The 12,398-nt window shown below is 66.4% G+C and carries 14 protein-coding genes; 7 read left to right on the forward strand and 7 right to left on the reverse strand.

The window, feature by feature from the left end:
- Positions 1-6: 6 nt before the first annotated feature.
- From QUE33_RS11050 to QUE33_RS11060, 3 genes are all read right to left on the reverse strand, one after another.
- Entirely contained in the window at positions 7-783 is a 777-nt protein-coding gene (locus tag QUE33_RS11050; protein WP_286300002.1) for a LamB/YcsF family protein, read from the reverse strand.
- A gap of 115 nt (positions 784-898) precedes the next feature.
- On the reverse strand, positions 899-2,170 hold the full coding sequence (locus tag QUE33_RS11055; protein ID WP_286300003.1) for an ATP-binding protein: 1,272 nt from the start codon (positions 2,168-2,170) through the stop codon (positions 899-901).
- A gap of 203 nt (positions 2,171-2,373) precedes the next feature.
- Complete coding sequence (locus QUE33_RS11060; protein WP_286300005.1) at positions 2,374-2,826, reverse strand: hypothetical protein; 453 nt, start codon at positions 2,824-2,826, stop codon at positions 2,374-2,376.
- On the opposite strand from QUE33_RS11060, the gene QUE33_RS11065 reads away from it, so the two are divergent.
- Both QUE33_RS11065 and QUE33_RS11070 read left to right on the forward strand, forming a co-directional pair.
- Entirely contained in the window at positions 2,813-3,280 is a 468-nt protein-coding gene (locus tag QUE33_RS11065) for a histidine kinase (protein ID WP_286300008.1), read from the forward strand. The genes QUE33_RS11060 and QUE33_RS11065 overlap by 14 nt on opposite strands.
- Positions 3,281-3,539: 259 nt before the next feature.
- Positions 3,540-4,181 (forward strand): response regulator, encoded by a 642-nt coding sequence (locus QUE33_RS11070; protein WP_286300011.1) that lies wholly within the window; start codon positions 3,540-3,542, stop codon positions 4,179-4,181.
- 4 nt (positions 4,182-4,185) lie between these two features.
- Here the strand turns inward: QUE33_RS11070 and QUE33_RS11075 are convergent, their stop codons facing one another.
- Both QUE33_RS11075 and QUE33_RS11080 read right to left on the reverse strand, forming a co-directional pair.
- A complete protein-coding gene (locus QUE33_RS11075; protein ID WP_286300014.1) occupies positions 4,186-5,184 on the reverse strand; it encodes a LacI family DNA-binding transcriptional regulator in 999 nt (332 codons plus the stop codon).
- Positions 5,185-5,206: 22 nt separating this feature from the next.
- Positions 5,207-6,643 carry a glycoside hydrolase family 1 protein gene (locus tag QUE33_RS11080; protein WP_286300016.1) on the reverse strand — a complete coding sequence of 479 codons (1,437 nt, stop codon included), beginning with the start codon at positions 6,641-6,643 and terminating at the stop codon, positions 5,207-5,209.
- A 76-nt stretch (positions 6,644-6,719) separates the two neighbouring features.
- On the opposite strand from QUE33_RS11080, the gene QUE33_RS11085 reads away from it, so the two are divergent.
- Positions 6,720-7,238 (forward strand): adenine phosphoribosyltransferase, encoded by a 519-nt coding sequence (locus QUE33_RS11085; protein ID WP_286300018.1) that lies wholly within the window; start codon positions 6,720-6,722, stop codon positions 7,236-7,238.
- Between the two features lie 13 nt (positions 7,239-7,251).
- Here the strand turns inward: QUE33_RS11085 and QUE33_RS11090 are convergent, their stop codons facing one another.
- On the reverse strand, positions 7,252-7,923 hold the full coding sequence (locus QUE33_RS11090) for a MerR family transcriptional regulator (protein WP_286300020.1): 672 nt from the start codon (positions 7,921-7,923) through the stop codon (positions 7,252-7,254).
- A 265-nt stretch (positions 7,924-8,188) separates the two neighbouring features.
- Here QUE33_RS11090 and purS point away from each other — a divergent pair, with 265 nt between their 5' ends.
- Positions 8,189-8,437 (forward strand): phosphoribosylformylglycinamidine synthase subunit PurS, encoded by a 249-nt coding sequence (gene purS, locus QUE33_RS11095; protein WP_286300024.1) that lies wholly within the window; start codon positions 8,189-8,191, stop codon positions 8,435-8,437.
- The gene (gene purQ, locus QUE33_RS11100; protein ID WP_286300026.1) at positions 8,434-9,141 is read left to right on the forward strand and encodes a phosphoribosylformylglycinamidine synthase subunit PurQ; all 708 of its coding nucleotides are present in this window, start codon (positions 8,434-8,436) and stop codon (positions 9,139-9,141) included. The genes purS and purQ overlap by 4 nt, the downstream gene beginning before the upstream one ends.
- Positions 9,142-9,174: 33 nt before the next feature.
- On the opposite strand, the gene QUE33_RS11105 is transcribed toward purQ, so the two are convergent.
- Entirely contained in the window at positions 9,175-9,606 is a 432-nt protein-coding gene (locus QUE33_RS11105) for a DUF1761 domain-containing protein (RefSeq protein WP_286300030.1), read from the reverse strand.
- A 100-nt stretch (positions 9,607-9,706) separates the two neighbouring features.
- Between QUE33_RS11105 and QUE33_RS11110 the strand changes: the two genes are divergently transcribed.
- The gene (locus QUE33_RS11110; protein WP_350226453.1) at positions 9,707-10,642 is read left to right on the forward strand and encodes a 2-hydroxyacid dehydrogenase; all 936 of its coding nucleotides are present in this window, start codon (positions 9,707-9,709) and stop codon (positions 10,640-10,642) included.
- Between the two features lie 68 nt (positions 10,643-10,710).
- Complete coding sequence (locus QUE33_RS11115; protein WP_286300033.1) at positions 10,711-12,372, forward strand: glycoside hydrolase family 13 protein; 1,662 nt, start codon at positions 10,711-10,713, stop codon at positions 12,370-12,372.
- Positions 12,373-12,398 lie beyond the last annotated feature (26 nt).

The following is a 12,398-nucleotide window of genomic DNA, read 5'->3' on the forward strand; positions in this document are numbered from 1 at the left end:
TCCCTCTCAGACACCGGCGCCGGGGCGGGCGAAGGGAGAGATCGTGATGCCGGCATCCTGCAGCATCCGCTTGGTCTGCGCGGCCATCGCGACCGATCCCGGGCTGTCGCCGTGCACGCAGATCGACTGGGCGTTCACGGGGATATCGGTGCCGTCGATCGCGCGGATGACGCCGTCGGATGCCAGCCGCACCATACGCTCGGCGACTGCAGCCGGGTCGTGCAGCACCGCACCCTCCTGCGGGCGGGGCACGAGCCGGCCGTCGGGCAGGTACGACCGGTCGGCGAAGGCCTCCGCGGCCACCTGCAGGCCGGCCCTCTCCGCCACATCGAGCACGACGCCGCTGGCAAGACCCAGCAGCACCAGGCGGGGATCGATGGCTCGGATGGCGGCGACGACATCCGCCGCCCGCCGCTCGTCGCGGGCGATGGTGTTGTACAGCGCACCATGCGGCTTGACATACCCGACCGTTCCGCCGACGCTTCTGGCAAGCCCCTCCAGCGCGCCGAGCTGGTATTCGATGTGCGCCTGCAGCGTGGCCGAGTCGACCTCGACGTCGATCCGCCCGAAGTTCTCGTAGTCGCGATAGCTCGGGTGCGCACCGATCACAACACCGTTCCGCACCGCGGCGGCCAGGGTGTCGCGGATGCCTTCGGGGCTGCCCGCGTGGAACCCGCACGACACGTTCGCACTCGTGACGATCTCGAGCATGGCCGCGTCATCGCCGACGACACGGTCGGCGGAGTTCTCGCCGAGATCCGAGTTCAGGTCGATGGATGCCATGGTTCTCACCTTGCCATGAGAACCGCAGTCTCACCGATGGGCAGGTTCCTATCTGACAAACAGACAGGTTCTTATCTGACAAACAGACAAGTGCACCGTGCGCGGGCCGGAGCCGTTACGGCCCAAGCAGCGCAAACGGCACGACCGCAACGCCGTCCGGACGTCGATACGCAAGTGGGCCGGTGGTGACCACGACCTTCGAGACGACCCGTTCTCCGATTTGTTCCTCTAGCCAATTGAGATGGCGCACATCTCGATCGTCGACCGCGCCCGCAAGTTTTACCTCGATCGCAACGACACTCATGTCATCGGATTCCACGATGATGTCTACTTCGTGCGCAGTGTTCCGTGTGCGCAGATGACCTACGCGCGCCTCAGCCGCTTGAGCATACGTGCGTACGGATTGCGTCACAAGAGACTCGAACAGTGACCCAAGCCATGAACCGGCCAATGGCGGGATCTTGGGTTGCACACCTCCGAGCAGCGAAGCTCTCTCGACACCAGCCATCCGAGCGGCCAACGCGGGGTCGACAAGATGATGCTTCGGCGAGTGGGTCAACCTACGCAACGGTGCAAAAGCTGGCGTCCACGCCGGAAGCGGATCCAGCACGAAGATCCGCTGCAAATGGTCTCGATACACATCCACGGTCTGTCGCGCAGGTTTATCCGATTCACCAGATGTCGCGGCGTCGAGGATCCCGCTGTATGACGCATCCGTCGCCGTAGCCGCACCATACGCTGCCAACCAGGCTCGCACGGTATTCGGGCGACGAACCGATGCGCCGCTCTCTGGAAGATCATGATCGACGATGCGGGCGATGTAGCTGTCGAGTTGGGCTCTCCGAGCGCGGTCGGGCAGATCACGGATGCCGGGGAAACCCGAACGGAGGATTTCGTCCGCGTAGTCGGCGAGTTGCGCGCCGGATACCCCGGAAATCTGCTCCTGCTCTCCGGCGAGCAGCGCGCGAAGGGAGACGGTCGGTTCACAGAGACCTCGCTCGCTGAACGCCAACGGTCTCATCAGCATCCTGACTATCCGACCAGCCCCAGAATGCGTGCGGGCGCCAGTGGGCGGGTTCGCCGATCCGGTGAGCAGGAAGCGTCCGCCCGTGGGGTTATCATCGACGGCACGACGCACCATATCCCACACTTGCGGGACAAATTGCCACTCGTCGATGAGGAGCGGGGATGGGAATCCGACTATGAGCGAAGGATCCACTTCGAATGGCCGACGCTGTGCCCTGTCATCGAATGAGACTTCCGATACGACGTGCTGGCGGGCAGTAGCGGTCTTTCCGACCGCCTTGGCACCTTCAAGCGAGACAGCCGCGAGGTCCGGCATGAGCACGTCAAGGACGTCGTCAATGATCCGTCGTCGATAAGGCACATCCTGAAACTAACAGACGGACAGGCTCTTATCTAACAATTGGACAGGATTCCATCTAACAAACTGACAAGTCTGCAGCACCTCTACCCCAGTAGACGAACGGGTCTGATCTCTACGAGCTGAGGCCCCACGTTCGTCGCGTGCATGGCTTGGAGGCGCGACTCGGACGCCAGAACTTGCAACATTGTTGTCGACCAAAATCTCTATTCTGAGTGCGTGCATGCCAGAGACAAGAAACCCCAGAAGCCACGGAGTGCAGCATTCTCCCCTTGGCTCTGGCTCTCGCCTGCAGGAATCTTTGGAACGTGCACCGCCCTGCTCAACGCCTCGATCATCAGTGCCACGTTTCCTTCGCTCACTATGCTGCGTGCACAGGATGCGTGCACGATGATCGCACTCAGCGCCGGGATCATGATCGCTGTCGCAATACGGTTCCCGCTCATTGTCCTCGTCACGCAGTCAGCGATCTTCGTCGTCGTGTGCTCCATACCCTCCCTCTCCGCCGCGGCCTTCATAGCGGGGGCACGCCTCGGATCACGCTTCCTGCCTGCACTGACAAGCACTGCCATCGCCGCGTTGATCATCACGGGTTCCCCGTGGTTGCCCTCCGGGACTCGATTGCTTGCACCGATGGCTATCCTTATGCCCTTCACCATCGGAGCGTTGATACATGATGCGCGACAACAGCGGCAGCATCGCGCCGAGAAACTGCAGCTGACGCTTCAGAACGCTGCCCTCATCGACGAGCAGTCCGCCCTGCGGGAACGCGAACGTATCGCAGACGAACTGCACGATCGACTTGGCCATCGGCTCACGGCGATTGAGATTCAAGCACGGCTACTGCTTGAGCACCGGGCCCCCGCAGGGGTGCTGGATGAGAAGGTCGCCATCATGCGCACCCAAGCGAGAGATGCTCTGGACGACGTCCGCGCCATCATCCAACTACCGGCGATGCTCGGCGCTCGAGAGGCCGAAGAGGCGCCTCAAGGGAAATCGCTCCTGCAGCAAGCGAAGGACTTCACGAAGGCGGTCGGAGTTCAGGCAACTTTACCTTCGACGATGCGGTGGATGCACTTCCATTCAAGCTCAAGTACGTCGTCTTACGCGTGATTCAGGAAGGCGTGACGAATGCCGCCCGTCACGCGCCGGGTGAACCCCTGCAGTTATCGGTCCGGCAAAACCATGCTGGCGTACGAGTTGTCATGACCAACCGCACCCTGAGCACGTCCCCGGAGCGGATCGGCAGAGGGATTCCTTCGTTGAAGAGGAGACTCGCTCAGGTCGACGGATCACTCACGATCCAACAGCACGAGGATGCCAAGTTCAAACTGGCAGCCTTCTTGCCATACTCGACCACGAAGGAGGACGGATGATCCGGGTGCTCCTCGTGGATGACGAGCAGATCGTGCGAGAAGGGATTCGCGACATCCTCGAGTCCGCCGATGACATCATCGTCATCGGCGAACTCGACTCTGGCAAGAACATCCGTGAAGCAGTCCACTCGACGGATCCGGATGTTGTGCTCGTCGACCTCGCAATGCCAGAAGTCAATGGAGTGCAGACACTTTCGCTGCTCCAGCACGTCGAACGCCGACCGGCATCCATTGTGCTGACGACATTCAGCGCGGACGTGAATATTCTTGCCGCCTTGCATCGGGGCGCAGTGGGCTTTCTTCCAAAGTCCGCATCGACAGAGTCGCTCATTGCGACGGTCCGATCAGCTGCTGCGGGCGTCTCCGTGCTTCCCGTCGACACCTTGAGAACACTCATTCCTCAGATCACGGCCGCCAAGGGTTTCCACGACAGCAACCTCTTCGACCGCCTATCTGCTCGCGAAAGACAGATCGCCGACGGAGTCGCAAACGGAGCAAACAACGCCAGCATCGCTGCTCAGACTCACCTTGACGAGAGGACGGTTCGGTCGTACATCAGCAGGATATTACGCCGCTTGGAGCTCGAGAATCGGGTACAGCTGGCACTTCTCTGGGAGAGATCTCGCTCAAGACTGTGACCCATCAGACGGCCGGCGCCGACCCGCGCACCACCAGCTCGGTGGGCAGGAGCGTCAGCGGCGCGGGGTGCCGACCCGCCAGCTCGTCGATGATCAGCTCGGCGAGCATCTCGCCCTGCTGGAACATCGGCTGGCGCACGCTGGTGAGATCGGATGCCACGGCGAGCGCCGAGTCGTCGAAGCCGATCACGGCGACATCCTCGGGCACGCGCAGGCCCACGGCACGCAGCACCCCGATCGCACCACGGGCCATTAGATCGCTGGCGACGAAGACGGCATCCGGACGATCCGGCTGGGTGAGCAGCCGCTGCGCGGCATCCGCTCCACCCTGCTCGCTGAAGTCACCGTCGATCTCGCCGGCCGGCTCCAGCCCGGCATCGGCGAGCGCTGCGAGAAAGCCGTCCCGCCGATCGACGCTGACGGCCATCGTCATGGTGCCGGTGATCGTCGCGATGCGGCGCCGGCCGAGCGCGATGAGGTGTCGCACCGCCTCGCGAGCCGCGGTGAGGTTGTCGACGTCGATGATGATGTCGCTCTCTCGCACGCTGGACGGCCGCCCGCCGAACACCACCGGCACCGATTCGGCGATGCGCTCGACGAACGAGTCACTGGTGTGATGCGAGACGATGATCGCCGCATCGACTCCGCCGTTGCGCACGAACCGCGTCATCTTCTCGCCCCGGTCGTCGTTGGCGATGAGCAGGTTGAGGATGTAGTCCGAGTCGGCCAGTCGCGAGCTGATGCCGGCGACGACGGATGCCAGGTACGGGTCGCCGAAGAACCTGGTCGTATCCTCGGGAACCACCAGGCCGATCGCGCGGGTCTGCCTGCTGGCCAATGAACGCGCCGCGCGGTTGGGCGCGTAGCCCAGCTCGGCGATGGCCTTCTGCACGGCGGCGAGCGCGTCGGAGCTCACCGCCGTCGAGCCGTTCACCACTCGCGACACGGTCGAGCGCGAGACACCGGCGAGGGCGGCGACCTCTTCGATCGTGGCGCGGGGCATCGAGTCCTCGATTCGGGGCCGGTCAGATCGCGCGGTCGGCGATGATGCGAGCGTACTCGTGACCGCTCTGCTTGATGGTGCGCTGCTGGGTGTCGTAGTCGACGCGCACGATCCCGAAGCGCTTGGCGTACCCCCAAGCCCATTCGTAGTTGTCCAGCAGCGACCAGTAGAAGTAGCCGCGCACGTCCGCTCCCTGCTCGACGGCATCCAGCGTCGCGGCGACATGATCGCGCAGGAACGCGGTGCGCTCGGCATCCGGCACCTCACCGTCGTCGCCGACCACGTCGTCGTAGGCGACGCCGTTCTCGGTGACGTACAGCGGCACCTCGGGCGCGTACTCCTCGCCGATGCGCACGAGCAGGCGAGTGAGACCCTCGGGCTGCACCTCCCAGCCCATCCCGGTGCGCGGCAGCCCGCGCTCGACCCAGTGGATGCCCTCGTCGGACGGGAACGGCGATGCGGTCCGGCGCTGCTGACCTGGCGTCTCGTGCGGGTTGGTCTCGACCGGCTCGCCGTCGGGACCCGGCTGCGGATGCCCGGACAGCAGCTCGCCATGGTAGTAGTTGATGCCCAGCGCGTCGAGCGGGCTGGAGATGGCCTCCAGATCTTCGGGCCTGACGGCTTCCTGCCAGGCCGAGACCGCCGCCGCGTCGACCTTGCGGATGTCGCGGACGATGTCGGCCGGGTAGGCGCCGCGGAAGAGCGGGTCGAGGAACCAGCGGTTGAACTGCCCGTCGATGCGGCGCGCGGCGTCGACGTCGAGCGGGTCGGCGACATCGGCGGCATCGGCCACGGTGAGGTTCAGGGTGATGCCGAGGTCGAGCTCGGGGGCGCGCTCGCGCAGCGCCTGCACCGCGCGTCCGTGCGAGAGCAGCAGGTGGTGCGAGGCGAGAAGCCCGTCGCGGATGCTGGTGCGCCCGGGCGCGTGCACGCCGGCGGTGTAGGAGAGGAACGACGAGCACCACGGCTCGTTCATCGTGGTCCAGTGCTGCACGCGGTCGCCGAGGGCATCGTGCACGCTGAGTGCGTAGTCCACGAAACGATCCACGATGTCGCGATTGGTCCAGCCGCCCTGGTCCTCGAGCGCCTGTGGCATGTCCCAGTGGTGCAGGGTGAGCCACGGCACGATGTCGGCTGCGAGCAGCTCGTCCACGAGGCGCTCGTAGAAGTCGATGCCGGCGGCGTTGACCGCTCCGCCGTCCGGGCGCACCCGCGACCAGGAGGTGGAGAAGCGGTAGGTCTGCAGGCCGAGCTCCTTCATGAGCGCCACATCGTCGCGGTAGCGGTGATAGTGGTCGCAGGCGACATCGCCGTTGTCGGCGTTCACCACGGCGCCGGGCACACGCGAGAAGGCGTCCCAGATGGAGGCGGTCCGGCCGTCTTCGAAGGCGGCGCCCTCGATCTGGTAGGCGGCCGTGGCAGCACCGAAAAGGAAGCCGTCAGGGAAGGATCGGGTCATGTACTCATGATGCCATGACTCTCTGGGAGCGCTCCCACGGATCTGATCCGATCCGCGCCTCCGGTACCCTTGCCGAGTGAGTCCTGAACTGGCGCGTGCTGAGTCGCTGATCCGATCGATCCCCGACCATCCGAGTCCCGGCATCCTGTTCCGCGACATCACTCCCCTGCTCGCTGACGCCGATGCGCTGCAGGCGACGACCGAGGCGCTCGTCACCCCGTTCGCGGGTACATTCGACGTCGTCGCCGGAGTGGAAGCACGCGGCTTCATCCTGGCCGGAAGCGCAGCCGTCGTGGCGGGCACCGGCCTGGTGCCGATCCGCAAGGCGGGCAAGCTGCCCCGCCCCGCGGCATCCGTCGACTACGCACTGGAATACGGCACCGCGACGATCGAGATGCACGACGATCTGCCCGCCGGTACACGCATTCTGCTGATCGACGATGTGCTCGCCACGGGCGGCACCCTCGATGCGGGTCGTCAGCTGATCGAGCGCCTGGGGTACGTGGTCGCCGGCATCAGCGTGCTGTTCGAGATCGAGGGGCTGGGCGGGCGCGAGGTCGTCGGCGACGTGCACACCGTGTTCCGCTCCGCCTGAGAACCCCACGGAGTCAGGGTGCGGCGGGCGGCTTGGCGAGGTCGGCCGGAGCGTCGCCGCGTTCGATGGCCGAGCGGATGGACGCCGCTGCGTGCGCGAGACTGCTCACGGCGACCAGCTGACGCGCCCGGGCGTTGATCGCGAGCAGCAGTCGCCGAGCCACCTCGTCCGGCGAGCCCTCAGGTCCCAGTGCAGCGATGTTGCGGCCGGCCAGCGGCTCCACGGCATCCGCGTACTCCATCAGCTCTGCGACGTCGTAGTCCAGCCCCACCTCCGCCGCCTGAGCCAGCGCGAAGGTGAGCCCACGCTCAGCCGCACCGGGGTACCCACGCCAGTCACGGCGGCGCATCAGCTCATAGGTGCGCTCACGGAAGTCAGCGTAGGCAGGGTCATCGGCGATGTCCTCGGGAACGCCGAGCGCGAGTTCCTGGCAGGCGTTCATGACGTTCAGCGTCGTGCTGCCCGGGGCGTCGATCAGCGCTGTCAGCGAGCGGATCGCCTGAGTCGAGGCGCCGTACACGTCGCGCAGCACCAGGATCAGCCGTGCCCGGTCGACGTGCCGCTGCTCGTAGACGGCGGTGGTGGGGTTGCGCAGGCGGCCGGACGGCATGATGCCGACGCGGATCCAGTGCTTCAGCGTCGTGGTGCTCACACCGCTCTTCTCGGCCAGCTTGCTGAGCTTCATCGTCCGTCCCTCCGTCGTCCCGACAGCACCATGGAATTGGAGAGTCCGCCCCCGCCGCACTCTCCACGATGCGCGTGCTGTGCGATGACTCTAGCCTGCTTGTGACGGGGGGACTGCTCTCGACCGTGGGGACGTGTGCGGGAGCACGAGGAGATGGGGCACCTCGATGGCGCCTGGGCGGAGTACTGAGGGGGCGGATCCGCCCGGGCGCACCTCCCCGAGTCACGGTGCGGGTGCGTCGGCGTGATCGCCTAGAATCTCAGGTATGCCCACCATCGTCGTCGACGTCATGCCCAAGGCCGAACTTCTCGACCCGCAGGGGAAGGCCGTCTCCGGCGCCTTCGCCCGCCTGGGCGTCGAGAGCTTCACTCAGGTGCGCATCGGCAAGCGCTTCGAGCTCACCGTCGACGGCGAGGTCACCGATGAGGTGCTCGCCGAGGCTCGCCGCGTGGCCGAGGACGTGCTCTCCAACTCCGTGATCGAGGACGTCGTGGGAGTCGAGGTCGCGGAGTGACCACGCGCATCGGTGTGATCACCTTCCCCGGGTCGCTCGATGACCGCGACGCGCAGCGTGCCGTGCGCATCGCCGGCGCGGAGCCCGTAGCGCTGTGGCACGGCTCGCACGACCTCGAGGGCGTGGATGCGCTGGTGCTGCCCGGCGGCTTCAGCTACGGCGACTACCTGCGCTCCGGCGCGATCGCCGCGCTCTCGCCGATCATGGCAGAGGTGAAGGATGCCGCGGCCAAGGGGATGCCGATCCTCGGCATCTGCAACGGCTTCCAGATGCTCGTCGAGGCGCACCTGCTGCCAGGCGGCCTGATCCGCAACGATCACCAGCACTTCGTGCGGCGCGACCAGAAGCTCACGGTCGAGAACGCCGACACGGCCTGGACCAGTGCGTTCGAGCAGGGCCAGGAGATCGTCATCCCGCTCAAGAACGGCGAGGGCGGCTACATCGCCGCTGACGACACACTCGACCGGCTGGAGGGCGAGGGCCTGGTCGCCTTCCGCTATGCGGGTGTGAACCCGAACGGATCGCTCCGCGACATCGCCGGGCTCACGAACGAGCGCGGCAACGTGGTCGGCCTCATGCCGCACCCCGAGCACGCCACCGAGCCCGGCTTCGGACCCGACACCGCGGATGCGATGCGGTCCGGCGTCGACGGTCTGGGCTTCTTCACGAGCGCGATCGCCGCCGTGGCGGCCGTAGCGGCATAACCCGCGTTCTCGTCGCGCCCAGCCCACAGCCTCTCAGATGCCTGCGGGTGGCCAGACGCCGATGACCACGGCCATCACCAGCACGGTGATGAGCTCATGCGCGATGTTCAGCGTGGTCAGCTTGGTGCTGCGCCCCTCGAACGCGTCATGCGTTATCAGGCGCGCGGCGGTGAACCCCGCCCACAGCATGACCGCCGTCACCAGTGAGGCCCAGAAGTACGAGCCCTCGTAGAAGTGCCAGGCGATCGACGACGCACCGGCGAGCACCCACGCGGTGATGAAGGTCACGATCACCGTGGTGATCATCGGCCACAGCACGCCGCGAGACGGCTTGTCGAGGTCGACGTCCGCCAGCTTCGCCCACCGCGCGCCCATCACACCCCGGGCGTACCAGATCGCCCCGACGATCATGCTCGCCACCGTCGCGATCAGCACCGCCCAGTAGTTGATCTCCGGAATCGTCATGGGAGCCTCCTTGCCCTGGGCCCAGGCTACCTGCAGGCTCTCCCGCCGACCACCCCTCGCTCTCACTGCGAGGGCGCGCACGGAGGTCTATGGTCGAATCGTGAGCCTTCTCGTGACCGTCCCCACCGACCGCCTCGCCACGAACATCGGGGAGCTTCCCGAGGGAGTGGAGGTGAAGGTCTGGGACATGAAGACCCCCGCCCCGGCCGACCGGCTCGACATCGTCGTGCCTCCCTACATGGGCTCCGCCGGATCCCTGGACGCCCTGAAGGGGTTGAGCGTCGGGCTCGTGCAGAGCCAGTCGATCGGGTACGACGGCGTCGCCGAGATCCTGCCCGCCGGAATGCCGTTCGCGAACGCTGCGAGCGTGCATGAGGCGTCGACCGCTGAACTCGCCGTCGGGCTCATGATCGCCTCGCAGCGCCGGTTCCCGCGATTCATGCACGGACAGGACCGCGGGGAGTGGGCGCCGGTCTTCGCCGAGAGCCTGGCCGACCGGCGGGTGCTGATGGTCGGCTTCGGAGGCGTCGGGCAGGCCATCGCGCGCCGGCTCGTACCCTTCGAGGTCACCATGACCGCGCTCGCCCGCACCGCGCGCACCGAAACCTTCGAGGGACTCGGAGAGATCGCCGTGCACGGCATCGACGAACTGCCGACGCTGCTGCCGGATGCCGAGATCGTCGTGCTGAGCCTGCCAGGCAACGCGCACACGCACCACCTCTTCGATGCGGAGATGATCGCGCGCATGGCGCCGGACGCGCTGCTCGTGAACGTCGGCCGCGGTCCGCTCATCGACACGGATGCCTTGGTGATGGCCCTGCAAGAGGGACGCATCCGTGCAGCATCCGACGTCTTCGAGCAGGAGCCGCTGCCTGCCGGGCATCCGCTCTGGAGCGCGCCGAACCTGATCATCACGCCGCATGGCGGCGGTGCGTCAACGGCGATGAACCCGCGTATGGCGCGCCTGGTGCGCACTCAGATCGAGCGGATGCTGGCCGGCGAGCCGCCCGTGAACGTGGTCATCCCGGCATCCTGACACACCCGGATCGAACCGATTCGATGCAGCACTACCGTACTTGCAAGCGCTTCCAGTAGCCTGGGTGCATGGCACAGCTCGAACAGGTCGCTTCCCCCGGCTCCGAATGGTGGCGCACAGCCGTCATCTACCAGATCTATCCCCGCTCCTTCGCCGATGCCTCCGGCGACGGCATCGGCGATCTTCCCGGCATCACCAGCCGGCTCGACGACCTGAAGAGCCTGGGCGTCGACGCGATCTGGCTGAGCCCGTTCATGACCAGCCCGCAGAAGGATGCCGGCTACGACGTCGCCGATTACCGCGATGTCGACCCGCTGTTCGGCACGCTCGCCGACTTCGACGAGATGCTCAATGCGGCGCACACCCGCGGCATCCGTGTCATCGTCGATCTCGTTCCGAACCACTCCTCCGACCAGCACGTCTGGTTCCAGGAGGCGCTGAAGGCGGCGCCCGGAAGCCGCGAGCGGGCGCGCTACGTCTTCCGCGACGGTCGCGGCGAGAACGGCGAGCTGCCGCCCAATAACTGGGAGAGCGTGTTCGGCGGGGGCATGTGGCAGCGCGTGACCGAGGCCGACGGGACCCCGGGACAGTGGTACCTGCACATCTTCGACGCCAGCCAGCCCGACTTCGACTGGACCAACGAAGAAGTGCGCGAGGAGTTCCGCAGCATCCTGCGCTTCTGGCTCGATCGCGGCGTCGACGGCTTCCGCGTCGACGTGGCGCACGGCATGATCAAGGAGGCCGGCCTGCCCGACTACGCGCCGGTGGCGGATGCCGACTCGATGGGCGGCGGCGAGCAGAACGTGCCGTACTGGGGCCAGGACGGTGTTCACGACATCTATCGCGACTGGCACAAGGTGCTCGCCGAGTACGACGGCGACAGGGCGCTGTGCGGAGAGGCCTGGCTGCCGACCCTCGAGAAGACCGCCCTGTGGGTGCGGCCCGACGAGATGCACCAGACGTTCAACTTCCCGTACCTGATGACGCCGTGGGATGCCGAGGCGCTGCGCAACGTCATCCGCGAGTCGCTCGACGCGTTCGGCGCGGTGGGCGCGCCCAGCACCTGGGTGCTCTCGAACCACGATGTCATCCGGCACGCCTCCCGCCTGGCGCTGACCGCCGACAGCCCGCAGGGCGAGGGGATCGGGCCGAAGTCCGCCGGCAAGCCCGACCCGGTGATCGGCCTGTCGCGTGGCCGCGCCGCCACGACCGTCATGCTCTCGCTGCCCGGCTCGGCGTACGTGTATCAGGGTGAGGAGCTCGGCCTGCCCGAGGCGATGGAGATCCCCGACGAGTTCCGTCAGGATCCCACCTGGTTCCGCACGAACGGCGAGCGGTACGGTCGCGACGGATGCCGGGTGCCGCTGCCCTGGACTGCCGAGGGGAAGGCATTCGGGTTCAACGACACCGGTGCGTCGTGGCTGCCTCAGCCGGCCGAGTGGGCGGCGTTCGCCCGAGACGTCGAGGAGACGCAGCCCGACTCGACGCTGAGCCTGTACCGATCGCTGCTGGCCGAGCGCCGTGCGCGATCGCTGGGTTCAGGTTCGCTGGTGTGGGACGATGTGGATGCCGATGCCGTGGCGTTCCACCGCGGCGACCTGCACATCGTGGCGAACCTCGGCGCCGAGCCGATCGAGCTGGGTGACGACGTGACGTTCGTCATCCAGAGCGAGCCGTTCGCCGGCACCGCCCTTCCCCCGAACACCGCCGCCTGGTTCACCAGGGCCTGACCGGAATCCATCCATGACCTCACCGC

This window comes from Microbacterium suwonense (assembly GCF_030296555.1).
GTDB classification, from domain to species: domain Bacteria; phylum Actinomycetota; class Actinomycetes; order Actinomycetales; family Microbacteriaceae; genus Microbacterium; species Microbacterium suwonense.

Coding starts and splice junctions, on each gene's coding strand:
- QUE33_RS11070 (WP_286300011.1), top strand. CDS start 3,540: ATGATCCGGGTGCTCCTCGTGGATGACGAGCAGATCGTGCGAGAAGGG.
- QUE33_RS11050 (WP_286300002.1), bottom strand. CDS start 783: ATGGCATCCATCGACCTGAACTCGGATCTCGGCGAGAACTCCGCCGAC.
- QUE33_RS11080 (WP_286300016.1), bottom strand. CDS start 6,643: ATGACCCGATCCTTCCCTGACGGCTTCCTTTTCGGTGCTGCCACGGCC.
- QUE33_RS11060 (WP_286300005.1), bottom strand. CDS start 2,826: ATGGTGAAGGGCATAAGGATAGCCATCGGTGCAAGCAATCGAGTCCCG.
- QUE33_RS11065 (WP_286300008.1), top strand. CDS start 2,813: ATGCCCTTCACCATCGGAGCGTTGATACATGATGCGCGACAACAGCGG.
- QUE33_RS11105 (WP_286300030.1), bottom strand. CDS start 9,606: ATGACGATTCCGGAGATCAACTACTGGGCGGTGCTGATCGCGACGGTG.
- QUE33_RS11075 (WP_286300014.1), bottom strand. CDS start 5,184: ATGCCCCGCGCCACGATCGAAGAGGTCGCCGCCCTCGCCGGTGTCTCG.
- QUE33_RS11090 (WP_286300020.1), bottom strand. CDS start 7,923: ATGAAGCTCAGCAAGCTGGCCGAGAAGAGCGGTGTGAGCACCACGACG.
- QUE33_RS11115 (WP_286300033.1), top strand. CDS start 10,711: ATGGCACAGCTCGAACAGGTCGCTTCCCCCGGCTCCGAATGGTGGCGC.
- purS (WP_286300024.1), top strand. CDS start 8,189: ATGCCCACCATCGTCGTCGACGTCATGCCCAAGGCCGAACTTCTCGAC.